This window comes from Bacteroides intestinalis DSM 17393 (assembly GCF_000172175.1).
Classification (GTDB): Bacteria; Bacteroidota; Bacteroidia; order Bacteroidales; family Bacteroidaceae; genus Bacteroides; species Bacteroides intestinalis.
On the sequence record NZ_ABJL02000008.1, the window covers coordinates 3,023,633 to 3,050,187 of the forward strand.

15 protein-coding genes and 1 pseudogene are annotated in these 26,555 nt (G+C 40.8%); 6 read left to right on the plus strand and 10 right to left on the minus strand.

Annotation, left to right across the window (positions count from 1 at the left end; genetic code table 11):
- Nucleotides 1-55: 55 nt before the first annotated feature.
- From frr to pelA, 6 genes are all read left to right on the plus strand, one after another.
- Nucleotides 56-616: a ribosome recycling factor gene (gene frr / locus BACINT_RS21555; RefSeq protein WP_021967093.1), complete on the plus strand. Its 561-nt coding sequence runs from the start codon at nt 56-58 to the stop codon at nt 614-616.
- Nucleotides 617-727: 111 nt separating this feature from the next.
- Complete coding sequence (gene rsgA / locus BACINT_RS21560) at nt 728-1,660, plus strand: ribosome small subunit-dependent GTPase A (RefSeq protein ID WP_044155159.1); 933 nt, start codon at nt 728-730, stop codon at nt 1,658-1,660.
- A 110-nt stretch (nt 1,661-1,770) separates the two neighbouring features.
- Nucleotides 1,771-2,853 carry an efflux RND transporter periplasmic adaptor subunit gene (locus tag BACINT_RS21565; RefSeq protein ID WP_007667308.1) on the plus strand — a complete coding sequence of 361 codons (1,083 nt, stop codon included), beginning with the start codon at nt 1,771-1,773 and terminating at the stop codon, nt 2,851-2,853.
- A gap of 12 nt (nt 2,854-2,865) precedes the next feature.
- The gene (locus BACINT_RS21570; RefSeq protein WP_007667309.1) at nt 2,866-5,898 is read left to right on the plus strand and encodes an efflux RND transporter permease subunit; all 3,033 of its coding nucleotides are present in this window, start codon (nt 2,866-2,868) and stop codon (nt 5,896-5,898) included.
- Nucleotides 5,895-7,220 carry a TolC family protein gene (locus BACINT_RS21575; protein ID WP_007667310.1) on the plus strand — a complete coding sequence of 442 codons (1,326 nt, stop codon included), beginning with the start codon at nt 5,895-5,897 and terminating at the stop codon, nt 7,218-7,220. The genes BACINT_RS21570 and BACINT_RS21575 overlap by 4 nt, the downstream gene beginning before the upstream one ends.
- A 71-nt stretch (nt 7,221-7,291) precedes the next feature.
- Nucleotides 7,292-8,386, plus strand: a complete 1,095-nt coding sequence (gene pelA, locus BACINT_RS21580) for a pectate lyase (RefSeq protein WP_044155415.1) — start codon at nt 7,292-7,294, stop codon at nt 8,384-8,386.
- A 147-nt stretch (nt 8,387-8,533) separates the two neighbouring features.
- Here pelA and BACINT_RS21585 read toward each other — a convergent pair whose 3' ends face one another.
- The 10 genes and pseudogenes from BACINT_RS21585 to BACINT_RS21630 all read right to left on the minus strand — a co-directional run bounded on the left by BACINT_RS21585 (nt 8,534) and on the right by BACINT_RS21630 (nt 26,510).
- Nucleotides 8,534-10,174 (minus strand): fumarate hydratase, encoded by a 1,641-nt coding sequence (locus BACINT_RS21585; protein ID WP_007667312.1) that lies wholly within the window; start codon nt 10,172-10,174, stop codon nt 8,534-8,536.
- Nucleotides 10,175-10,239: 65 nt separating this feature from the next.
- Nucleotides 10,240-12,240, minus strand: coding sequence for a DUF4954 family protein (locus tag BACINT_RS21590; protein ID WP_007667313.1), 2,001 nt, complete (start codon nt 12,238-12,240; stop codon nt 10,240-10,242).
- 101 nt (nt 12,241-12,341) lie between these two features.
- Nucleotides 12,342-13,601 (minus strand): GTPase HflX, encoded by a 1,260-nt coding sequence (gene hflX / locus BACINT_RS21595; RefSeq protein WP_007667314.1) that lies wholly within the window; start codon nt 13,599-13,601, stop codon nt 12,342-12,344.
- Nucleotides 13,602-13,641: 40 nt separating this feature from the next.
- Nucleotides 13,642-14,184, minus strand: a complete 543-nt coding sequence (locus BACINT_RS21600) for a hypothetical protein (RefSeq protein ID WP_007667315.1) — start codon at nt 14,182-14,184, stop codon at nt 13,642-13,644.
- On the minus strand, nt 14,181-16,028 hold the full coding sequence (locus tag BACINT_RS21605; RefSeq protein WP_007667316.1) for a thiol protease/hemagglutinin PrtT: 1,848 nt from the start codon (nt 16,026-16,028) through the stop codon (nt 14,181-14,183). Before BACINT_RS21605 ends, BACINT_RS21600 begins: the two co-directional genes overlap by 4 nt.
- Nucleotides 16,029-16,269: 241 nt before the next feature.
- A complete protein-coding gene (locus BACINT_RS21610) occupies nt 16,270-18,801 on the minus strand; it encodes a C10 family peptidase (RefSeq protein ID WP_044155416.1) in 2,532 nt (843 codons plus the stop codon).
- A 204-nt stretch (nt 18,802-19,005) separates the two neighbouring features.
- Entirely contained in the window at nt 19,006-20,649 is a 1,644-nt protein-coding gene (locus tag BACINT_RS21615) for a RagB/SusD family nutrient uptake outer membrane protein (RefSeq protein ID WP_007667318.1), read from the minus strand.
- 22 nt (nt 20,650-20,671) lie between these two features.
- Nucleotides 20,672-23,695, minus strand: a pseudogene (locus BACINT_RS21620) (SusC/RagA family TonB-linked outer membrane protein); the annotation flags it as partial.
- Nucleotides 23,696-24,067: 372 nt separating this feature from the next.
- Nucleotides 24,068-24,712, minus strand: a complete 645-nt coding sequence (locus tag BACINT_RS21625) for a hypothetical protein (RefSeq protein WP_007667320.1) — start codon at nt 24,710-24,712, stop codon at nt 24,068-24,070.
- A 7-nt stretch (nt 24,713-24,719) separates the two neighbouring features.
- Nucleotides 24,720-26,510 carry a M6 family metalloprotease domain-containing protein gene (locus BACINT_RS21630; protein WP_021967100.1) on the minus strand — a complete coding sequence of 597 codons (1,791 nt, stop codon included), beginning with the start codon at nt 26,508-26,510 and terminating at the stop codon, nt 24,720-24,722.
- Nucleotides 26,511-26,555 lie beyond the last annotated feature (45 nt).

The following is a 26,555-nucleotide window of genomic DNA, read 5'->3' on the forward strand; positions in this document are numbered from 1 at the left end:
AAATAATTATATTTGCAAAGTTTCAATTAAAGTACAATTCCAAAAACCGAAGAATATGAGAGACGTAAAAGACATCTTAGATGAAGCGCAAGAGAAAATGGATATGGCCGTTATGTATCTGGAGGAAGCATTGGCTCACATCCGCGCCGGAAAGGCAGACGTTCGTTTGCTGGATGGTATCCGTGTGGATTCTTACGGAAGCATGGTTCCTATCAACAATGTAGCTGCCGTAAATACTCCGGATGCCCGTAGTATCGCCATTAAGCCGTGGGACAAAAGCATGTTCCGGGTAATTGAGAAAGCAATCATTGACTCCAGTCTCGGCATTATGCCCGAAAATAACGGTGAGATTATCCGTATCGGTATTCCACCGCTTACAGAAGAACGCCGTAGACAGCTCGCCAAACAATGTAAAGGTGAAGGTGAAACTGCTAAAGTGAGTGTGCGTAATGCTCGCCGTGATGCTATCGATGCTTTGAAGAAATCCGTTAAAGACGGTCTGGCAGAAGATGCACAAAAGGGTGGTGAAGAAAAATTGCAAAAGATTCACGATAAGTATATCAAACAGATCGATGATATGCTGATTGCAAAGGATAAAGAAATTATGACCGTATAAAAACCAATTGACAATTGACAATTGAGAATTGACAAGTACCGAAAGAAACTGTAACTGAGGTATGTTGCCAAGCAATAATTGTCAATTGTCAATTTTCAATTGACAATTAAATTGAGGGGACTGGTAATAAAAAATACAGGTAGTTGGTATTTGGTAAAGACCGACGAGGGGAAATGTGTGGAGTGTAAAATCAAAGGTAACTTCCGTCTCAAAGGCATACGCAGTACCAATCCGGTAGCTGTGGGAGATTATGTGCAAATTATCTTGAATCCGGAAGGAACTGCTTTCATCAAGGAAATAGAAGACCGGAAAAACTACATTATCCGAAGAGCTTCCAATCTTTCTAAACAATCGCATATCCTTGCTGCCAACCTTGACCAAAGCATGCTTATTGTTACGGTCAATTATCCGGAAACCTCCACTACTTTCATCGACCGCTTTCTGGCTTCTGCTGAGGCATACCGCGTACCCGTTAAGATAATCTTTAATAAAACAGATGCTTATGATGAGGATGAGCTTCACTATCTGGACGGACTTATCAATCTCTATACTACCATCGGCTATCCCTGTTTTAAAGTTTCGGCCAAAACAGGTGAGGGTATAGAACAAATTCAGGAAGAATTGAAAGGTCGGGTAACACTTTTCTCCGGACATTCCGGTGTAGGAAAGTCAACCCTTATCAATGCGATACTGCCTGACCAAGAGGTAAAAACCGGTGAAATTTCCATCTATCATAATAAAGGTATGCACACCACCACCTTCTCTGAAATGTTTCCCGTTCCGGGAGACGGATATATTATCGATACACCGGGAATCAAAGGTTTTGGCACATTCGATATGGAAGAGGAAGAGATAGGGCACTATTTCCCAGAGATATTCAAATTCTCTGCAGACTGCCGTTATGGCAACTGCACTCACCGTCAGGAACCAGGCTGCGCCGTACGGGAAGCTGTAAAAGAACATTATATCAGCGAGTCACGCTATAGCTCTTACCTCAACATGCTGGAAGACAAGGAGGAAGGAAAATACAGGGCAGCATATTAAAATCATCATCACTTTATCACTTTTTTTAACGCTTCTCGTATTAAACCTTCCTGTTCTCAAGATGTCCAAATTCATGCTGACATAATCTGACGTAATACTAATACTGATACATGAATAAGAAAGTTAAATGGGGCATCATCATTTTTATTGGTGCCGGACTAATAGGCGGGGGTATTTATTCTCAACTCCCTAAGGAGAACAAAGAATTGGCGGCTGCAGACAAAGTGATGAGCACTAACCGCAATAATAAGAGAATACTGAATGTAAATGCAAAGATCATAAAACCTCAACTGCTGAAAGATGAAATAAAAATCAGTGGTAGCTTATTGCCTGATGAAGAGGTAGATCTTTCTTTCGAAACTTCCGGTAAAATTATTGAAATTAATTTCGAGGAGGGAAGCCAGGTAAAAAAAGGACAATTACTGGCTAAAGTAAACGACCGTCCTTTGCAAGCACAGTTGCAACGTCTTGTAGCCCAACTGAAATTAGCAGAAGACCGTGTATTCCGCCAAAATGCTCTGTTGGAAAGAGATGCAGTCAGTAAAGAAGCCTATGAACAGGTAAAAACTGAACTGGCAACCCTGAATGCAGACATAGATCTGATAGAGGCAAACATTGCACAAACCGAGCTTCGTGCACCATTCGACGGTGTGATTGGTTTGCGCCAAGTCAGTGTAGGAACTTATGCCTCTCCTACTACTATTGTAGCCAAACTAACCAAAATATCTCCACTGAAGGTAGAATTCTCCGTCCCCGAACGTTACGCCAACGATGTAAAAATCGGTGCAGGAGTGAATTTCGGACTTGAAGGTAAGCTCGAGACTTTCCACGCAAAAGTTTATGCCCGGGAATCCAGAATGGATCAAAACACCCATACGTTGACTTTACGTGCCCTCTATCCAAATGCCAACGGTTATGTGATGCCGGGACGCTATGCAGACATCCGTTTAAGCAAAAACGAGATTCAGGATGCCCTTGCCGTTCCATCCGAAGCGATTGTTCCGGAGATGGGTAAGGATAAGATATTTCTTTATAAATCGGGGAAAGCCCAGCCTGTAGAAATACAAACCGGCATACGCACGGAAGCCGAGACTCAAGTATTACAAGGTTTGCAGGAAGGGGATACTATTATAATCTCAGGAACCTTGCAACTCCGTACCGGATTACCTGTAACTTTGGATAACATTTATTAAACCGGATGCCTTATGAATATATCTGAACTCAGTATACGGCGCCCGGTACTTTCCACAGTGCTCACCCTTATTATCCTGCTTTTCGGGATTATCGGGTACAGCTACCTCGGCGTCCGAGAATATCCGTCCGTGGACAATCCTATCATTTCGGTATCTTGCTCCTACCCGGGTGCAAATGCCGATGTTATTGAAAACCAGATTACCGAACCACTGGAACAAAATATCAATGGTATTCCGGGTATCCGTTCCTTGTCCAGCGTCAGCCAGCAGGGTTCATCCCGTATTACGGTAGAATTCGAACTTTCCGTCGACTTGGAAACTGCTGCAAACGACGTGCGTGATAAAGTTTCACGTGCTCAACGCTACCTGCCCCGTGACTGTGACCCGCCTACGGTATCAAAAGCAGATGCAGATGCCATGCCTATCCTGATGGTGGCATTACAAAGTGATAAACGTTCTCTGTTGGAATTGAGTGAAATTGCCGACCTCACCGTAAAAGAACAATTGCAGACTATTGCAGACGTCAGTAGCGTTAGTATTTGGGGAGAAAAGCGTTATTCCATGCGTTTGTGGTTAGATCCGATCAAGATGTCAGGTTATGGCATTACCCCTATCGACGTTAAAAATGCAGTAGATAAAGAAAATGTAGAACTCCCGTCCGGAAGTATTGAAGGTAATACAGTGGAACTTACCATCCGTACATTGGGATTGATGCATACGGCAGAGGAGTTTAACAACCTGATCCTGCGGGAAGATAATAACCGCATTGTTCGTTTCAGTGATATCGGACGGGCAGAATTAGGTCCGGCGGATATAAAAAGCTACATGAAGATGAACGGAGTGCCTATGGTGGGTATCGTTGTGATTCCGCAACCGGGTGCCAATCATATAAAAATTGCCGACGCCGTCTACGAACGCATGAAACAGATGAAGAAAGACCTTCCTGAAGACGTGCAATATTCTTACGGTTTTGACAACACCAAGTTTATCCGTGCTTCCATTGACGAAGTAAAGGAAACCGTATATGTGGCATTTATCCTCGTTATCATTATTATTTTCCTCTTCCTGCGTGACTGGCGCGTAACATTAGTACCTTGTATCGTAATTCCGGTTTCGCTTATCGGTGCATTCTTCGTGATGTACCTGGCAGGATTCTCCATCAATGTGCTTTCCATGTTGGCAGTAGTATTAGCAGTGGGGCTTGTAGTGGATGATGCTATCGTTATGACGGAGAATATCTATGTCCGCATTGAACGTGGAATGCCCCCAAAAGAAGCCGGTATCGAAGGTGCTAAGGAAATTTTCTTCGCCGTAATCTCTACCACCATCACATTGGTGGCCGTATTCTTCCCCATTGTATTTATGGATGGTATGACAGGACGGCTTTTCCGTGAATTCAGTATCGTGGTATCCGGTTCGGTAATCATCTCTTCGTTTGCCGCACTGACCTTCACACCTATGCTTGCTACCAAATTGCTGGTAAAACAAGAAAAGAAAAACTGGTTCTATATAAAAACCGAACCGTTCTTTGAAGGAATGAACCGCATATATAGCCGGTCACTGGAAATCTTCTTACGCAAACGCTGGCTGGCTATGCCTCTTGTATTAGGTACTTTATTTATCATTGTATTCCTTTGGAATGCTATCCCTGCTGAAATGGCCCCCCTTGAAGACCGTTCGCAAATCAGCATTAACACCCGTGGAGCTGAGGGTGTGACGTATGAATATATACGGGATTACACAGAAGACATCAATCAGCTGGTAGACTCCATACTTCCGGATGCAGAGTCTGTTACCGCGCGTGTATCAAGCGGTAGCGGTAATGTGCGTATCACATTGAAAGATATGAAGGATCGTGATTACACACAGATGGAAGTAGCGGAACAGATTTCCCGGGCGGTTCAAAAGAAAACAAAGGCACGGTCTTTTGTACAACAATCTTCTTCATTCGGCGGACGTCGTGGTGGCATGCCTGTACAATATGTACTACAGGCCACCAATATCGAAAAGTTGCAAGAGGTATTACCCAAATTCATGGCAAAAGTTTATGAAAATCCGGTATTCCAGATGGCTGATGTAAACCTGAAATTCAGCAAACCCGAAGCACGTATCAACATCAACCGTGATAAAGCAAGTATCATGGGAGTAAGTACACGCAACATTGCACAAACCTTACAATACGGATTGAGCGGCCAGCGTATGGGTTACTTCTATATGAACGGAAAACAATATGAGATATTAGGAGAGATCAACCGTCAGCAGCGTAATAAACCTGCCGACCTGAAAGGTATCTATATCCGTAGTGACAAAGGAGAGATGGTGCAGTTGGACAATTTGATTGAACTGACTAGTGGTATTGCCCCACCGCAGTTATACCGTTACAATCGTTTCGTTTCCGCCACCATTTCTGCCGGACTTGCCGATGGAAAGACTATCGGACAGGGATTGGATGAAATGGATAAAATAGCCAAGGAAACACTGGACGATACATTCCGTACCGCATTGACCGGAGACTCAAAAGAATACCGGGAAAGTTCTTCCAGTCTGATGTTTGCCTTCGTACTGGCCATCTTGCTGATTTACCTGATTCTGGCAGCTCAGTTCGAAAGTTTCAAGGACCCGCTGATTATCATGCTTACCGTACCTCTGGCCATTGCAGGTGCCCTGGTATTCATGTATTTCGGCGATATTACTATGAATATCTTCAGCCAGATCGGCATCATTATGCTGATTGGTCTGGTAGCGAAAAACGGTATCCTCATTGTAGAATTTGCCAATCAGAAGCAAGAAGCCGGAGAAGACAAGATGGAAGCCATCAAAGATGCATCACTACAACGTCTACGCCCTATTCTAATGACCAGTGCCTCTACCATTCTGGGACTGATACCGCTGGCATTCGCTTCGGGGGAAGGTTGTAATCAGCGTATTGCCATGGGTACGGCCGTAGTGGGAGGTATGTTGGTATCCACATTCCTGACCATGTACATCGTACCTGCCATATATAGCTATATATCCACTAACCGCAGTAAGTTAAAGAAATCATGAAACGTACGATTTTATCCCTCATAACGATTTGTTGCACCTCGCTTGCTTTGCAGGCGCAGATGCCTCAATCTTATACACTGAAATCCTGTCTGGAATACGGACTTCAAAACAATTATTCGTTGCGCATTACCCGTAATGAAGAACAAGTCTCCAAGAACAATGCAACATTGGGTAACGCCGGCTACCTGCCAACACTTGACCTGTCAGCAAGTTATAAAGGAACTGTTGATAACACTGACAGTAAAGTGCGTGCCACCGGAGAACACCTCAAAGAGAATGGTGTATTCGACCAGACCATGAATGTAGGTCTCAATCTGAATTGGACTATCTTTGACGGTTTCAACATCACCGCCAACTACCAACGGTTGAAGGAACTGGAACGACAAGGTGAAACAAATACCCGTATTGCTGTAGAAGATTTGATAGCCAATATTGCAGCGGAATATTACAACTACCTGCAACATAAAATCCGCCTGAATAATTTCCGTTACGCCGTATCTCTATCCAAAGAACGTTTACGTATCGTAGAGGAGCGTTATCACATTGGTAACTTCTCCCGTCTGGATTACCAACAGGCAAAAGTGGACTTCAATGCCGACAGTGCTCAGTATATGAAGCAGCAAGAGTTATTGCATACCTCCCGTATCCAACTGAACGAACTGATGGCAAATGAAGATGTGGACCAACCGATTGTTGTCCAGGATAGCCTTATCAACGTAGACGGCAGTCTGAACTTTGAAGAGCTTTGGAATGCTACCCTGCAAGCGAATGCCTCCCTGCTGAGAGCCCATCAAAACAATACACTTGCACAACTGGATTACAAGAAGGTTTGCTCCCGCGACTACCCTTATCTGAAGCTGAACGGGGGCTATGGCTATACTTTCAATAAATATGATGTTGCTACCAATATCCAGCGTGGTAATCTCGGAGCAAACTTTGGTCTGACTATCGGCTTCAACCTGTTCGATGGGAACCGCCGTCGGGAACGTAACAATGCGCGTATTGCCATTCAGAATGCCCGTCTGGAACGGGAGCAACTGGAACAGGCATTGCGTGCCGACCTGAGTAATTTGTGGCAAGCCTACCAGAATAACCTGCAAATGCTAAACCTGGAACGTCAGAATCTTGTAGCCGCAAAGGAGAATCATGAGATCGCCATGGAGCGCTATATGTTGGGAAACCTTTCCGGTATCGAAATGCGTGAAGCACAAAAGAGCCTTCTGGATGCGGAGGAAAGAATCCTTTCTGCGGAATATAATACGAAAGTTTGTGAGATTTCCTTGTTGCAAATCAGTGGAAAGGTAACAAAATACCTGGAATAGAACAATTATTCCCCATCAGGCAAGTTTTTTTCCTCTATTTTTGCCGTCATAGAACTATAAAAACAATGATCATGAAAAAGATTTGCCTGTGTTGCCTGGCTCTAATCTGCCTGACAAACCTATTCGCACAAGAAACCGTAAACTACAAAGAAAAGATGCCGTACAAGATTTGGGTAAAGATGGCCCCCAAGCTCAACGACGAATTTTTTAAAACCGACGAAGCCATCCGCATTGGCGACAACGTCTTACTTTACCAGCAAACTACCGGAGGTTGGCCCAAAAACATTTATATGCCTGCCGAACTGACTCAACAGGAGTTAGAAGATGTACTTGCCTCTAAAGACGAAGTAAACGAAAGTACAATAGACAATGGTGCTACCAGCACAGAGATACAATATCTCTCACGCTTGTACCTGGCCACCCATATTGAGAAATACAAAGACGGGGCACTGGATGGTATTCGCTACATTCTCAAAGCACAATATCCCAATGGTGGTTGGCCTCAATTCTGGCCCCGTCCTAAAGGTTACTATACACATATCACCTACAATGACAACGCAATGGTAAATGTCATGGAATTGCTGCGTGAAGTATATGAAAAGAAAGAGCCCTACACCTATGTTCCCGACAGTATCTGTGACCGTGCCCGTGCCGCTTTCGACAAAGGTATAGAATGTATTTTAAAAACTCAGGTAGTACTGAATGGAAAACCGACTGTATGGTGTGCACAGCATGATGAACACACCCTTGCCCCCGCCAAAGCACGTGCTTATGAACTTCCCTCACTGAGTGGTGCCGAATCGGACAACATCGTCATTCTGTTAATGTCTCTGCCTGATCCTTCAAAAGAGATTATCGAATGTATAGAGAACGCTATCGAATGGTTCAAAGCATCAAAGATTGAGGGAATGAAGAAAGAGTTCTTCACGAATGATGAAGGCAAAAAAGACTTCCGTATGGTTCCATGCACAGATTGTCCTCCCCTGTGGGCACGCTTCTATACTTTAGAAGACAACCGTCCGTTCGTTAGCGATCGTGATGGGGTGAAGAAGTTCGACATTTCCGAAATCGGATATGAGCGCCGTAACGGATACAGTTGGTATAATAGTGACGGGCTGAAAGTATTCAAGAAATACGAGCAGTGGAAAAAGAAACACAATAAATGATAGTTTCGGACAGGTGCTCGCATCTTCTTTTTCTCACTTAATAGAGAATAGATACTCACCAAGATGAGAATAAACAGAGAAAGCTGCCCCAAGGAGTTAATAAACTTCTTCGGGACAGCTTTTACTTAATCTATAGAAAGAGAATGCTTACTTACTACAATTCCATGGTTTCAGTTGCTTAAAGAAATCATTGCCTTTATCATCTACCAGGATAAATGCCGGGAAGTCTTCTACTTCAATCTTCCAGATAGCTTCCATACCGAGTTCGGGATATTCCACACATTCGATACTCTTGATATTGTTCTGTGCCAGGATAGCAGCAGGACCACCGATAGAGCCGAGATAGAAACCACCGTATTTCTTGCAAGCATCCGTCACCTGCTGGCTACGGTTACCCTTAGCAAGCATAACCATACTACCACCATGACTCTGGAACAACTCTACATATGAGTCCATACGTCCCGCAGTAGTAGGACCCATAGAGCCACAAGACATTCCGGCGGGAGTTTTAGCAGGACCGGCATAATAAATAGGATGATCCTTGATGTATTGTGGCAGGTCTTCACCACGATCCAGACGTTCTTTCAGCTTAGCATGAGCAATATCACGTCCCACGATAATCGTACCGTTCAGTGACAAGCGGGTGGCTACCGGATATTTAGTCAGTTCTTTCAGAATATCTGCCATCGGTTGGTTCAGGTTTATCTTAACGACGGCACCTTCGCCTGCATGACGCATTTCTTCCGGAATGAGTTCACCCGGATTGCTGTCCAGCTTTTCAATCCAGATACCATCCTTATTGATCTTACACTTGATGTTACGGTCGGCAGAGCAGGAAACGCCCAATCCTACCGGACAAGAAGCACCATGACGAGGTAAACGAATGATACGTACATCGTGAGCCAGATATTTACCGCCAAACTGTGCACCGAGACCAATCTTGTGAGCTTCCTTCAGTACTTCTTTTTCAAGTTCCACATCGCGGAAAGCACGACCGTATTCATTACCGGTAGTTGGTAATTCATCGTAGTAATGAGTAGATGCCAACTTCACAGTCAACAGGTTCTTCTCTGCAGAAGTACCACCGATGACGAAAGCAATATGATAAGGAGGACAAGCAGCTGTACCCAGGGTTTTCATCTTCTCAACAAGGAAAGGAACCAATGTACCGGGATTCAGGATTGCCTTTGTTTCCTGATAGAGATAAGTCTTATTTGCCGACCCCCCCCCTTTAGTCACACAAAGGAATTTATATTCCATACCTTCGGTAGCTTCGATATCAATCTGTGCAGGCAGGTTACATTTTGTATTCACCTCGTCGTACATATTCAACGGAGCATTCTGAGAGTAGCGCAGGTTTTCTTCAGTATATGTTTTGTAGACGCCCAATGAAAGTGCTTCTTCATCGCAATATCCGGTCCATACCTGTTGTCCCTTTTCACCATGAACGATAGCCGTACCGGTATCCTGGCAGAAAGGAAGCACGCCTTTAGAGGCTACTTCTGCATTACGCAGGAAAGTTAGTGCTACATATTTATCATTATCACTTGCTTCCGGATCGCGCAGAATCTTAGCAACTTGCTCATTGTGCGAACGGCGCAACATGAATGACACATCGCGGAAAGCCGTATTAGCCATTGCTGTGAGACCTTCTTTTTCAATCTTCAGCATAGGTTTCCCTTCAAACTCGCTTACGGATACATAATCTTTTGTAAGCAGATAATACTCTGTCTTATCTTCTCCATGCTCAAACATAGGTTGATAATGGAACGGAGGTGTTGTTGCCATAATTACTCGTAAATTAAATTAATGAATCGTAGCACAAAGGTAAGAACTATTATTGAAATATTTCTTTAATTAGCGTAAAATGATGCTATCCGCTGCATACGACTTATCAGTTCGTCACCCAATGCTGTCTTATCTTCAATATGTTTCAGCACAGCAGTGACAAAAGGATTACTTTCGAAATCTCCACGCACCTGTTCAAAGTCCATTTCTTTCTCTGCACGCGAACCATCGGCACCAAAGCCCGTCATGGAGGCCAGTGAGAATTCTTTCTTAGCGTCATCGTACACCATACAGTCCAGCCCAACTACAGCTTCTTTCCACTTTTCTACAATACGGATGATATCTGCCGTCGTAATATTCTCAGGCTTGATACCATAAAACTCTTCTAACTTCTCATAAGCCCAGGTCCATTCGTAAGTATAGTAGTTCTGATGCATCTTCTCGAATTCCGCATTAATAGACTTCAGACGATCCACTTTACCACACTCTATATCATTGATTAAAGCATCTATCTCGCTCTTCGGAGCTATCAATCCGGAAATATCCACCCACTCACCACTACCTATCACCGTATCAGGTTTCAGACGGGCACGTATTTCTTCGTTACTCTTAAAATCAATACCTTCCAGACGCTTGATTACAGAGTTCCCAAGGAATTTATGAATAGCTATCTCATAGAACTTTATCCCCTTCACTAACGCTGAATTACGGATTTTAGCACTATGGAAAGAATAAATATCAGAAAGTTCTCCGGAAGCATGGCGCAGATTCTGCAAAGTCTCTCGCCCCTTAAACATCTTTTGTACAGTATAAGGACTGAGCAAGTTGTAATTGATGAAATCCAACTTATTGGTATCAGTACGTCCGTCACGCTTCGGCCATTTCTGCGCATCACGGATGGTTCCGACACTCCTCAAGTTAACGCCCGGCACAAGATAAGTGGTATTATTCTGTTCTATCAGATAGGAAAAAGGCAGATTGGATGTATCGGAATGATTGACGTGACGCCCCATCACCAACGAAAAGGCTCCCACACGGGCAGGCCATAGAATATAAGAGTCGGAAGTAGTCTTAGCACCGCGTTCCAAAGTACCTTGGTGAATAGGACCTAACTTATACATATGGTTACTTTGGTTAGATCCGGAACCGGCATTCATAAATGAGAACATACCGGCAATCAATAAGGTGGATTTATGATGCGTCACCGTGAAAGGTCCGGCAAAAATAGCACATGCTTCACCATTTTCTCCTTGACAATTGCTAAAAAAGAGTGAATCGGATGCTGAATAGTTATGCCCCAGACGACAAGCCTGCCCTATGAAACAGCGGCTTAACATCGCCCCATCATCTATATGCGAACCGGACGAGATGATAAAATCATCACAGATCACCCCATGACCAAGATGTACCGGTGCCTCTTCATTACTATTGATGCTTCCATTATAAAGACGACACGTCCCACAAATGTGGCAATAATCTCCAATACGTACGTTCTTGATAGATCCAGTATTGAGTATCATGACATGGTTGCCAATGCTACCTATTGCAGAAGCATGCTTATTGGAATAAAAATCAGTGATAGCCTTCATCCGGCAAATCAGCTCCGGACGGTGACGGTAAAGTGCCAGGATATAGGCTTGATGCGCAGAAAGTTTATCATTGATTAGTACCTCACGCCCACCTGTTTCATTCAACACGGATACCTCTACCCCATTACCAAATTTACTCAAACCATCTACCAGGATAATATCCACATTCTCAATAAATGTATCATGCCCGATTTCATAATTAGCAATGTAATTCTGGATATTCTCTATGCAACAGTTATCTCCTACAGAAACATTGTGTAGCGTCACATGGCGCAGACCGGAGTGTTTCTTGATTCCTCCCGGTAGTGTGAATTCTGATTGAAACACACCTAAACGTACATTTCCCGAAAACCGGGTATGATGCACAAATTCGGTAACAAAGTCTTCCGCTACCGTTACTTTCCCCCAATCATCTGCCAGACACGACTGGCTTTTCAACCGAAGTATCTCGTCTTCGGTTAAATGTCTGTAATCCATAATAAGTAAATTAAGAATGAAGAATTAAGAATGAAGAATTACTATGCAGCACAAGAGCACGCAGCCCAATTCTTCATTCTTCATTCTTAATTCTTCATTGATTAGACCTCTTCTTCTTCGTAGGTCTGATAAAGAAAATCGTTATAAGGGTACTTCTGTACATGCAATTCTTTTACACGCGCATAAACTACACTCTTCAGTTCCTCTAAATTGATCTTCTCGCGGGCAGAGATAAAGAGGCAATTATCCTCCATCTTTGCCATCCAAGTCTTCATCAGTTCCTCGAGTGTCAAGTTTTCCTTTGTTCTGGGGGTAAGGTCGTCAGCCGCTTTCTCCACATAGGTGTAAGCGTCTATTTTATTAAAAACAAGTATCATAGGCTTACCGGATGCACCGATATCTGCCAGAGTTTTATTGACTACTTCTATTTGTTCTTCAAAGTCAGGATGTGAAATATCCACAATGTGCAACAGCAAATCCGCCTCGCGCACTTCGTCCAGAGTTGATTTAAAAGAATCGACCAAGTCTGTCGGCAACTTACGGATGAAACCAACCGTATCTGAAAGCAAGAACGGCAGATTATCAATAATCACCTTGCGCACTGTAGTATCCAATGTCGCAAACAGCTTGTTTTCTGCAAAGACTTCACTCTTCGCCAGCAGATTCATCAATGTAGATTTACCCACATTGGTATATCCCACTAGTGCCGCACGGATCATGCGCCCGCGGTTCTTCCGCTGAGTTGCCTTTTGTTTATCAATCTCTGCCAAACGCTCTTTCAGCAATGACATACGGTTCAAGATGATACGACGGTCCATTTCCAACTGCGTTTCACCCGGACCACGAAGTCCCACGGAACCTTTACCGCCACCGGCGCCGGAACCACCACCTTGGCGTTCCAAGTGAGTCCACAAACGTTGCAAGCGGGGAAGCATGTATTTATACTGTGCCAGTTCCACCTGCGTCTTTGCATTGGCTGTCTGTGCGCGCATAGCAAATATGTCGAGAATAAGCGAAGTACGATCTAATATCTTGATCTTCAACTCCGCTTCAATATTACGTATTTGTTTCGCGGAGAGTTCGTCATCGAAAATCACCATACCGATTTCCCGTTCGGCTTCCTCTTCGCTCCGGATATATTCTTTTATTTCTTCCAGTTTACCCTTGCCGACGTAGGTCACAGAATGTGCCTGATCCAGCTTCTGAGTAAATCGTTTCACTACTTCCGCCCCGGCTGTCTCAGCCAAGAATTCCAGTTCATCGAGGTATTCGTTTGTCTTACGCTCATCCTGCATTTTCGTAATGAGACCAACTAATACCGCCGTTTCTGCCTGTACTTCGGAGATTACAAATTCTTTCATTTACTATACCTATTTATTAAATATTGGGCGACAAATATAATTATTTTTGCAGAATTCCTTCTGCTATTTTCTCATTTAATTCTGGAACAATGTCTTTATAATCAGCACGACGACCACATGCATGTATTTCCAATAAAGGATATTTATCAAGAATATGTGACATCAAATCGTCCATGGAAGGTGCTGTGGGCAACTGGCTATACTCTTCATATGTATAGGTAAGAAAAGCCACATTAGGACCTATTCCTTTATTATCCAACAAGTAGCCTTTATTCAAAACAGTAGGCAGACGCAATCCATTACCCATTTTCAGATCCCCGGGTGCGGGATAGGATAAGATACGCGTACGAGCCTCATCCATTATCACTGGTACCTGATGTGAATAATCAGCCTTTGTCTTATAGACATAGACTATTGGTGAAGTAGAGGCTGGACTCCCCCCTGTCAGTTGTGGAATAATCGCCACAGAATTCATTTCTATTTTTTGCATGTCCGATGTAACCGTTGTTTCTTTTTTCGCAGAGCGACAACCTACCAATAGTACAAGTAAGGTCGCTATTACAACATTAATTTCCTTTTTCATTTTAAAAACTTACATTGTTGACTTCCCTTATCTGTTATAACCTGCAATATATATACTCCCGCAGGATATTCCCGACAAGAGAAAATTATAGTATCTTTTCCTTCAGACAATATTTGTCTCAATAAACACCCATTTACATCATATACATTCAACGTATGGGAATTCTCCGGCAAATGGGCAATCACAGTTCCTTGTTGCTTATCACAATGAACAGTAAACCGGGTTTCTTGTTCGGTCTCGATTATGGGGGTAGGATCAGTTTTAACGATAATCTCATTCGTAGTATCAGGACCACCACGAACTATTTTCCAATCAGCATCATTTGTTCCTTTGTAAACTGCAACAATACGATCACCGGGCTGTGGAGACAATGAGATTTTACAAGGGAACGTAAAAGCCATACCACCATACGTATTCATGCTTGGAATAGATGAAGTACCTGATATAAGTTCTCTAACATTCTGATTCTTATCAACTATGGCTAAAGCTACTTTCCCAGAAAACGGAATTAATCCGAGATTCCAGAAGAAGCCGCATTTCACTGTAAAATTAGTATTTACATTAAACTGTGTTTCAGAAGTCATCAAACCGGAATAAGATTCTCCACTGCCAGTTTTTCCGGCAAGCATCCCCAGCAAAGTCTGATAGTTTGAATTTCCTTTTGCCGGCTTTAGCCCAAACAAAGCATCTTGGTTCGCAATGAAACCACCACCTGTACTACCGCCTGCCCCCTGATCATCCGGATTTAAAGCGGAAATCAGAAAGAAACCATTGCTATGCCCGCTCCATCCCCAATTTACTCTGAAATAATTTTCTGTTGTATATCCATCCAGTATAAACTGATGCCCTTCATTGCTAAGAGTAGCTCCACCATAAAGCACAGGGCCTACTGTCATTATTTCATTTTCCAGCATTTGTATCCACTCTGTATCCGAGTACCATTCGCGACGCAGGCACAACATGCTTTTATCATACTTCATATACTCAGCCAATCCACGAACTGCTGTCAATGTAGCAGCACCGGTACCACCGGCAGAAGCTATATTGAACTCAGCCTGAGCCATAACACCACAATCGTACATCAAAGTTGCAACTTCATTTTCGGTGACTTCTGAAGAACTCCAATCATATTCAAGTGGCATATTACTCCACGCATAAGTATTACCTAATGTCCTTTCCGGCACTGTCTGGGAAATTTCTCTTCCATTTATATTTACTGTATAACTGTAAGCCGGAAGAGTTCCCGTACCCACATCCGGCCATTGATAATATCTCATAAGTATAGCTACAGCCGTTGCAACACAACCTGTTACAGTTCGAATGCGATTAATTTCAGGACAAAGGAGGTTATAGGGACTTAATTGATCCCACTTTGCCGTTTCATATTGTTTCACCACGTCTCCCGTAGTCATGTCCGACAATCCTCTCCATGCTTTGGATACAACGTCGGAAGCATTCAGTCCTGTCTCTCTAGCTCTATTAATCTGCTCTTTCAACCCATTCATCCAACTTTTCAGATTAGAAGGCATCCCATCTACCACAAAGTTATCCGTAAAAGAATACCCCAATACGGGCATAGCCACATCATCTCCGGCAATAATAACAAAACCTTTCCGGTCGGTATTATTAAAAACATAGAAAGCCGGAAGATTCCCTGTACTACGAGTACTCAAATCTTCTCCGTCCCAAACTAATTGCAACTGTGGTGATGTAGAAGTGTTACGGGTTTGAACATTCGTTTTAAAGAAATCGGCAGCTAAAGCATGAGCCTGCTCTGCTGTTACATTATCAGCAAGAAGCCGACTTGTAAGAAGAATAAATAGAAAGAGTAGTGTACACCTCATATAATTAGGGGTTAGTTGTTTTAGTAGCACCTCAACGAATGACACAAATCACTATCTTGTTGTTCATTAGAAAGACAAAATTACTGAAATATATGGTTCGTCAGATGATTTTGAATACTTTTTTTTGATGATCCTATCGCAAATGAACGTTTTAGAGTGAAAATCGTTCATTAGAATATAAAAAACAAGGCCATCCCAAGTTAATAGAATAGCCTCGCCCTTCATACTATAAATATATAGTCTAACGTTTCATAAACTTGCTCTTGTATACCTTACCATCAGCCGACTGTAATACTACAATATAGTAACCTGCGGTCAACCCTCTTACTGGTATGGAATATTCTTTTTTATCTCCGGACTCTTTTTGCTGTATCATCTGTTGCCCGGACAGATTATAGACAGAGATCATTTGGACAGCATTAGAAGTACGGATATTAAGAATATCGTCTACTGGTTGTTGACAGACAACTAACTCGTCTTTATCAGTCACTTCATCTTCAATACCGGTAGCTGGTCCCACAGAGAAAGAAAGATAACGAACTGGCGTAGGGTTCCCACTTGCATCAGGTTTAAACAAACCAACCGTATGATCCCCTACACCTACATTCAAAGGAATTTCCATAACAAGATTAACTGCCTGCCCTGCTTCCACAAATACATTTTGATAGTGCACACTGGACGCATACTGATCATCATACTGAAAAATGGCCACTGTTAATGTCCCAGCATATACATTTCCATTGCCAGATAATGAAAGATCAGCCAACAGTTTTAGATTCTCCCCCACTTGAAGCTGCGTTTTCTCCAGACGGGGTTGACTGACTTTTAAATCGGCAGCTCCATAGGCTTCCTTTATGGTTACCGGAGTTAACTCACCGATGGCATACGTAGCTCCTCCCCAATCCATGCAGGGACAAATATAATAATCTCCGGCAGGAATATTGGTAGTCACGCCGTTCTCTGTAACAGCCAAATCTCCGGATACAGCCAATTCTCTATTCACCGTGCCCGGCTTTATTTCAACCTGTACATCTCCGACTATCGCTACAAAGTTCTGTTCTTTATCAGCTTTAAAAAGTGCAACACCCACTAAACCATAATATTCATCCGATGCACTTTTATTAGAAACCAACATTTTGAAATCTCCCTTGAGACCACTATACAAATTATGTACTAATTCCACATTTACTTCTATGTCTTCTCTATAACTAAGATTACCACTAAACGGAGTCAAAGTACATTTATTACCAGCCACAACAAGAATGAGTTGTGCTTCAGAACCTACGTAACCACGCACACGGCTCCATGTTGCTTCGCGCTCATCTTTGGTAGCTGCATATACAGAATAAGTTCCATCAACAAAATCATTGGGTATTTTCAGATTAGAAAGAACAAGAGTATTATATCCTTCATACGTATTTATCATCGTAGCCAAAGCAATCTGCCCTAATATTGACTGCTTACCATCTTTTTCTGCTATCACTGCCAATTTACTATTCTTGCATGCCATACTCATATTGAATATCTTAGTAATCGTCAGTTTAAACACGTCTCCCTTATCAATTTCTTCTTTATTTACTTCCAACTCCGTCATATAAAAATGAGAAGTAAAGTTTGAAGAAGAAGTAGGTGGCTGTATCCCCAGATACATTCCTTGGCCTCTCGTAAATCCTCCTCCTAGATTACTTCCACCACCAATACCGGGAGAATCAGGATTCAAAGAAGAAACCTCAAAGTAGCCATTATTCATTCCACTCCATCCCCAATTGACATGAACCATATCCTGAGTATCATAACCATCAAAGACAAACGCATGTCCTCCATCATCCGATGAGCCAAAATAGTAGATAGGACGTTTCTCGTTTATTTCTGATTTAATCAGATTCATCCATTCGGCAGAAGTAAAATATTGACGATATACCAATTCCAAATTACCATCATACCCAAAGTAGTCAATTAATGCTTGGCCTACCTGATATGAATAAGCTCCTGAACTATAAGGTGAATACTGCATATCAACCGCTACACCGCAGGCCGACATTAATTGAGCAACAGCGTCAGCCTGTTCGGCAGTATAAGTTCCAGAATATTGCGGAAGCATATTATTCCAGTCAAAAGTAGTATTTCCATAATCAAAAGAACATTCAATTCCATTAGGAGCTTTATAAGAATGAGTACCTTTTCCTTTTACTGGGTATTCATGATATTTCAAAATCATAGCCATTGCCGTAGCTACACATCCCGTCACACAGCGTTCTCCCTGATAAAGGGGACAGGTATTATTGTACGGTGCACTTTGATCCCAACATATACTTCCCAGCAAAGGAGATACAGATGCCGGAAAACTTGTTTTAGTAAGTAATTTAGGTTCAGTAACTGCTTTTTCGCCATTACCCAGTTCAGCATAGGCAGCATTATATAATTCCAACCACCCAAGTATATTTACCGGTAAGTTTTCAGTTATGAAACTCCCATTATCCGAATAACCCAACACAGGTTTCATGCGGTCATCACCGGATACTATGACATAGGCAGACTGCTCATAGTTATAAATATAAAAAGCTGTTCCTTCCACGCTACGGGTAGATACAGATTTTAGCAAATCATTGGAAACTGTCACCAACTGAATATCACCAGCACTACGGGTTACATCCCCGGATGACTGCATAAAGAAAGAACGGGCAATAGAAAGAGCTTCTTCCGGAGAACGCTGGGCTGTCCATGCTGTTAAGCTACACAGAAGAACCAAAAACAGGAGTAGTAATTTCTTCATAGGCATCATTTATTAGAATAATTAAAAGAAAATTGCAAATTTACTGAAATTCGATACACTGCAAATATTTTCATCTACTATTTTGTATATTAACAAAGACAAGAGTGTATTAAAAAAAGCACCCCAAAGGCGATATCGACATTTGGGGTGCATATTTCTAATACTCAATAAGTAATTTTTATATTAATGCTTCTTACTTAATCATTAATTCTGAACAGGTGTCGGCGGAATCGCTGCTTCATTATTATCTGCAGGAGTAATAGCTTTATTTACTGCAGTTTCACATTCAGGAATTGTATAGATCAAAAGTGGGGATTCAGCAGCAATATCTGCAAATGTACTACCTGCTGGGAAATTAGTGCCAATACGCTTAATTGGTTTCTTCAAACGCAAAACATCAAATAATGAGAACCCTTCGCCCCATAATTCAATACGACGTTGGAACCATATCTCATCTATAAATTCGTCTAAATTAGTTGCATTGCAAATATACGTAGCATCACGATACCCCTTTACAAAAGCCTCCAATTTCTGTTTACCGGCAGCAAGATTATCTCTACCAGTAGCTTCAGCCTCAATCAATAACATCTCCTCAACACGCATTAAAGGCCAGTCTTGTGCATTGTCAGAATTAGCTATCTGCCCTCCTTCAGGACCAAACTTAACATTTACATATGGAGAGAATATTGTTGAACCAAAAAGTCCATTTGCCCATCCGTAAGCATTCTGAGTTCCATACGCATTAACCAAAGCATCCGAATGAAGCTGATCATCCACCCACCATGCCTTACGAACATCAGACACTGATATCTCTGCCCATAATTTATTATTAATAGCCCTAAATGACACATCTGTAGCACTGGCTGCAGTAGTATATCCCATACCTGTAAGTGAACAAAGATGAGAAGCCCAATTTACAATACCAGTTTTCACGACTCCATCTTCTGAAGTAATCACAATCCCCCAAATCCAAGAGGCATCACTGGCATCATAAAATCTAGGAACACTAACTTCTTCCATAGAGTAAGGACGAGCACCTGCACATGCTTTAGCAGCATCTGAAGCAGCAGCAGCCCAATTACCCATTAATAAATTAGTACGCGCACGAAGTCCATAAGCAACTTCTGCCGTTATTTGTGCTTTATCCTTACGAGTAACAGGATTTTCTGCCAAATAAGAAATTGCAGTATTCAAATCAGACATAATTTGAGTATAAACTTGCTCTACTGTTGCACGAGGATTGTTTAATTTCTCATCATCTGTCATTGTATCCAGAACCAAAGGTACACCTTTTGCTGATTCATGACCAATATAAGTAAACTGATAAGTCTGGATCAGTTGTAAATAATCGAATGCACGTGAAGCTAATGCCTGCCCAAAGTAATTCTTTACTTTAGCAGTACGTTTATCTTCAGGGAAAGCAGCCGACAATGTTGCAATACAGTCATTTGCTGTTTTCAGATGGTTATAGTAATTCTTCCAGATAAACTCATTAAAAACAGAAGTAGTTATACGGTCTCTGAACTTCTGCTGGGATATATATTTATTGTAACCAATAGCATCATTCTTGCAAGTCATATCCTGCCCTGCCTGATCGTAAATCATACATATAGCCGGGAAACCATAGTCAAAATGATAACCGGTAGAGTTAGGATTACCCAATGTTCCTAAAACATTCAATCCACTTTTTAAACCATTCAACTCAGACTCAATACGTTCCGGAATCATGGAGATAACTTCATCTTTTTGGTCTTGCGTCATGGTCGAGCCTTCAGGATACTTATCCAGATCACACGCAGCCATTACAAAAACAGATGAAAGTAACAATATACTCTTATTTATTTTCATATTTTCTTGCTTTTTAAAGGGGTTAGAAAGAAAGGGTTATACCACCAGAAATAGTTCGTATCGGAGAATACACATCAGCACTTGATGCTGTATAGCTCTGACGAGGATCCAATCCTTTTCGTGCACTGAACAAAGCAACATTGTCAGCAGCCATATATATACGCATAGAACTGATTAACATTTTGCGGGTCCAGTTTTTAGGTAATGTATATCCTACCGTAATATTATTAATACTTAGATAATCCGAGCTTGTCAGGAACCGGTCTGACAAAGAATTGGCATACTGCGCAAATACGTTGATCTGCGGAATATTACTTGTCTTATTTTCCGGAGTCCATGCATTCAGAATATCTTTATGCCAGTTCTGTCCAGGATCATCACCTGCATGCATCAAGGATACATATCCATTATCATACACGCGACCACCTAATTGATAAGCCAATGAAATAGCAAAATCAAATCCATAAACATTCAAACGAGTACCAAATCCACCATATACTTTCGGAAGAATATCACCCGTTGCATGACGAGTTGCATCTGACCAATTCTGAGTCTTTTCCTGACCAGTAACATTACCGTTCGCATCTGTTATATCTTTATAGTAAAGAGCAACTCCCGTTTCCTCATCTACACCTGCATATTTACGCAAATAGAATTGATACATAGACTCCCCCTCCTGATAAATACGGCTACCATCAATCAATTCGCCATTCAAATCAGGATGCAGTTTCTGGATTTTATTCTTAAAATGAGTCAAGTTGAAGTTTACACTCCACGTAATATCATTAGTACGGATAATATCACCATTCAAGTCAAGTTCAACACCACGATTAATCATAGAACCTACATTCATTGGAATTGCAGAATAGCCTACTGACGGATTAACTGGTTTGTTATACAACATATCCGTAGTCTTACGGCTAAAATATTCGATCGTACCGTTCAAACGTTGGTCAAAGAATTCGAAATCAAAACCAGTATTGAAGCTATGAGACGTTTCCCAAGTGATATTCTTATTACCTTTATATGCAAGAGAAACAGAGAAATCATCATTACTATTAGATACAGAGTACTGATCTTGATAAGCATAATAATTACCAATATTATCATTGCCTTGTACACCATAACTAGCCTTAAACTTCAACATGTCAATCCATGTTAAATCACTCATGAAAGCCTCCTTATTCAGCAACCAGCTGGCACCTACAGACCAGAAATTTCCCCAACGGTGGTCAGGATGAAAGCGAGAAGAAGCATCACGACGATAAGAAGCACTTGCAAAATACTTACTATCATAATCATATTGGGCACGTGCTAAGAAACCCTGAGTTGCATAATTAGTAGTTGCAGAATAAACAGCTGGAGTCTTGATTGCATTATTTATTTCTATAATTGTAGGATTATACAATTTCTGCTTACTACCGGACAAATACTGAGATTTATAATTATAAGATTCAAATCCTGCTAACAAATCTATATTGTGTATCCCGAAATTATTCTTATAGGTAAGCAAATACTGTTGGTTTACACTGAAAGTACGAGAGTGCTCCATAGAAACAAGACCGCCAACACTTTCTGAAGCATACTGGCCATAATACGGGTTAACCAACTCTGAATAACGAGTATTATCCAAATCCATACCCCAGTTTCCAGTAGCTTTCAAACCTGGCATAAACTCAATTTCAACGAATCCTTTCGCACTAAGAATATCCATTAAGAATTCACGTTTATCCAACTGTAGTGAAGAAGCAGGGTTAGAATTGGACAAGAATGGACGATTCAAAGCCTCAGTCTTTCCATTCACCTGCCTGTTATACATACCATTACCATAGTCGTACATTGTATAACCACGGCTGTCCTGTTTAATGCTACCATCTGCATTACGAATATATAGAGGATAAATAGGAGCTATATTATTAGTAATATAAAACAAGTTCATACTACTTCCTGTCTTTGTTTGTTCATCAGGATAACGGCTCTTTACATTGGCATATGAGAAATTTGCACCTACTTTCAACCATTCTTGTACCTTATAGTCTGCTTTCAAACGAGTAGAGAGACGAGAATAACCAGAGCCCGGAATAATACCACTGTCATCCAGATAACCTGCTGACATATAGTAGGTCATCTTATCACTTGAACCACTAATACTAACATTATATTCCTGACGCAAATTACTATTATCAAACAATTCTTTTTCCCAATCATCCGGTGTTACATAATAATCACCATAAACAGAACCAATTTTAGCATTAGGGTTAATTTTACCATCCATACCAATTACATTTTCTCCATTCGGCGTTGTATATATAGGATATCCCAGATAGTCACTGCCAAAAATCAAGGCATTAACTAGGTTATTACCAGAAATCATCACAGAACCATCTCCTGCATAATCAACAATTTTATTGGGGTCACCACCTGCCCAGCCATTAAGCATTGCTTTATAATAGGTTTCAACATATTGATTAGCATTGGTCATAACGTCATAACTGGGAACCCCACGTCTATTTGTACCCCATTTTGCATCAACGTTAACAACAGCTTTTCCGGAAGCCCCCTTTTTAGTAGTTACCAAAATAACACCGTTCGCACCACGTGCACCATACAAAGCATTAGAAGCTGCATCTTTCAAAACTGTCATACTCTCAATATCCTGAGAGTTAATAGCAGAAATATCTCCATCATAAGGTACACCGTCTACTACATATAATGGATTATTACTGGCAGAAATCGAACCGATACCACGAATACGTACAGTAGACCCGGTACCCGGTTGGCCATTTCCGCTGGTTGTTTGTACACCAGCCACCTGACCTGAAAGTGCATTAGTTATATTAGAGACCTGACGCTCTGCCAACTTATCTGCTTTGATAGTTGAAGCAGAACCTGTAAATGCAGACTTCTTCGCGGTACCATAAGCAACCACCATTACTTCGTCAAGCATCTCAGCATCAGACTTCATAATAACCTTCACAGTAGGTTTAATACCCACTTCTTGTGCTTGCATTCCAATGTACGAAATCTGCAAAGTCTTCGCAGAACTACAATATAGCTATTGATCTAATTATAAGCGATTTACTAAAACAAAAAGAACCCATAAATCGAATATTTGTATATACTATTGTATTGATTATAAGACATATATATTAATATAATTATCATAATGATCTACCGTATATATCCTAATAATAAATCTAACTTACTAATTATTAAGCATATAAATAGAAATATAGTTGTAGTCTACATTATTAATTTACAACTAAAAGTCTTTTAGATAGCATATTGTTGGAAAATAATTATCTATATAGCTGTAATCCAAAACAAAAACGGGAAGCATATCATTTAGAATATGCCTCCCGCTTTATGTGTAAGTTATTTATTATAAAGTCCACTATTTCTATCAGAACCTACTAAATCACAGAGAAGAAATATATTGAATTACCTGGATAATACCCTCGTTATCATTCTTCAACTTATTTTTTTTCTGAAAGCTCATGATTTCTTTCTTTCGTTCAGGGAATATTTTTATAACTTCTTTTATTCTCCTAAAACGCTCACGTTTTCCATTTATTTCTATGGTGTATATAGTATATGGTTCCACTTTATAATTTTCTGGTAATTTCAACTGATACATTTCTCCACCCGTATTAAGAGAGGAAATATTATCAATAGCCGTTGTAGAAGAACTACCATAACCAATATTTTGAGCACCAATACTCAAACGACAGCGATAGGATGCATACAAAGGGTACTTTCCTGACAATAAAACTTCTTCAAAACTATTCCCTGAAGGAATAAAACTCCTCTTCCCGAAATTGATAGTATCAATTTGGTCAATAGGATGAAGAGCCATTTTCTTACCGTCAGAACCAGTATAGATCATTTCTTCAGTTGCCTTATTATAATTCAACTCTACTTTGTTAACTTTCTTATTTTTATAAACAATCTGCCCTTCTTGATATTCGGGAAAAACAAAATGTTTACCATTTTGCCCCCATGCCAAAGTAGTGCTTACAAAACAACAGCACAATACAATTATCTTATTAGAAATAGACGCCATACTATTATTATTTTAAAATGATTTTTTGTTGATACGTCGTATCATTAGCTAAAGTAACAGAAACAATATAAACTCCAGAGGAAAGCTGTTGCAATGATATGGGTTGAGTTACATTATCCCATTTCATAACACCTTTTCCAGAGAGATCTGTAACAACGATATCCTTAATTAACTCATTGGAATGAATTATTAATGTTTTGCTTTCCAGATATATTTTGAAAGAACTGGTTTCCTGTTCTGATTCAACGCCTGTAGTAGTGATATTAATATCAAAACTAAGTTTATCATTCTCTACAACTAAGTTTGTGATACGTAATCCTCCATCACTATCATCAGATAAGAAAGGTTTCGGATAGGTTTTATCCGTCATTACTGCTCCAGCGTTTGTTTGATAAGCAGCCTCGTCTAGAAAACCATTTTCAACTAAGGAACCATAAGGGCGATAGATATAGACCTCATCAGGAGGACCATTCCGGTTACCATTAGATACAGTTGTATTGATTCTATAAATTAATAAACCGGATCTTGGAATGTTCTTTTCGTATTTTCCTTCTTTCTTTCTATATTCCAAAACATAGTATTCATTCGCATTGGATGAATTTATTTTGTAACAAGAGTTATCTGGACCTTGAGAAAGGGGTACTAATGAATATCTACCGGTAGTCGTAATTTCCGGAATTTCAGTAATCCAACTTTTACCTGCATACATCCACTTCATGTAGGCTCCCATATGACACCAGCCACTATTCATTAAATCCCAAGCACCAACAGGGTCTAGAGTTTTACTTTCTTCACTGTAATGATATAAGTCCGGAGCTCCTAAAGCATGAAACATTTCATGGCAGAGGGTATTAACAGTTACTTGGTTTTCCGGTTGAAAAACATAATCCATTACACGCTTGCCATGTATATAGCATTCTTTTGTATAAAGTGACCAACGATGTGCCCATAATAAATCACTCCATCCGTCACTATTTCCTTGAACAACAAAACAGATATTATCAACATATCCGTCATTATCATTATCTATTTCATCTGGAGTAAACTCTTGTTCAATAATACTTCTCATTGCATCAACTGCATTCTGAACAAGATTATGTTCTCTCATTGTAGATTCTTCACTGGTTTTATATCCATCCGGATTAGTCGTTGCATTATAAGCCCGGTAGAAACCTCTGTTATGAAAATCTACATAACCCACATTATTAGCTTCTAAATCAGCATGAGGAAAGAAATGAGACTGGATAGTCAAATTATCATAAGAAACTTCTAAGTAATAATCCTTAAGGGAACCTGTAGAAGAGGTAGTACTATTAAAGCGGCTGTCGTATACACTTCTCTTTTTTGAGAAAGTAGTAGCATCTTGGAAAGATATAAATATTACAATATTATTCAAAGGCTTTTTATGAGAAGCATATTGAGGTTGAAACATTCCCCTTGTCCGCGATAAAGGTTGCAAACGTTCACGACGAACATCATATTTTTCTTTGGAAATTTTTAACCAAGGTTTGAGCTTTGTATCAGCTATCGATGTTTTTCCTACTAAAAATGGTGAAGGAACCAATTCTCCCATATCATTTTTCTCAGCATAATAGCAGTAACCATCTTCTCCTTGCAATACTGTATAACCATCTTTGTCATGCACCCAATGGTAAAACTCATCCCCTGAAGCATACAGCGTTAATTGACTTCCATCAGGTTGGGTAACTGTTGTTTCAAGAAAGCTAAAAGGAGCAGCATACATCCAGCAGAAAATGTTGCACCAAAAACAAATCAAAAGTAATCTTTTCTTTATCATATTATTGATTTTAAACAAAATAAGGTCACCCCATCAAATAGGTGA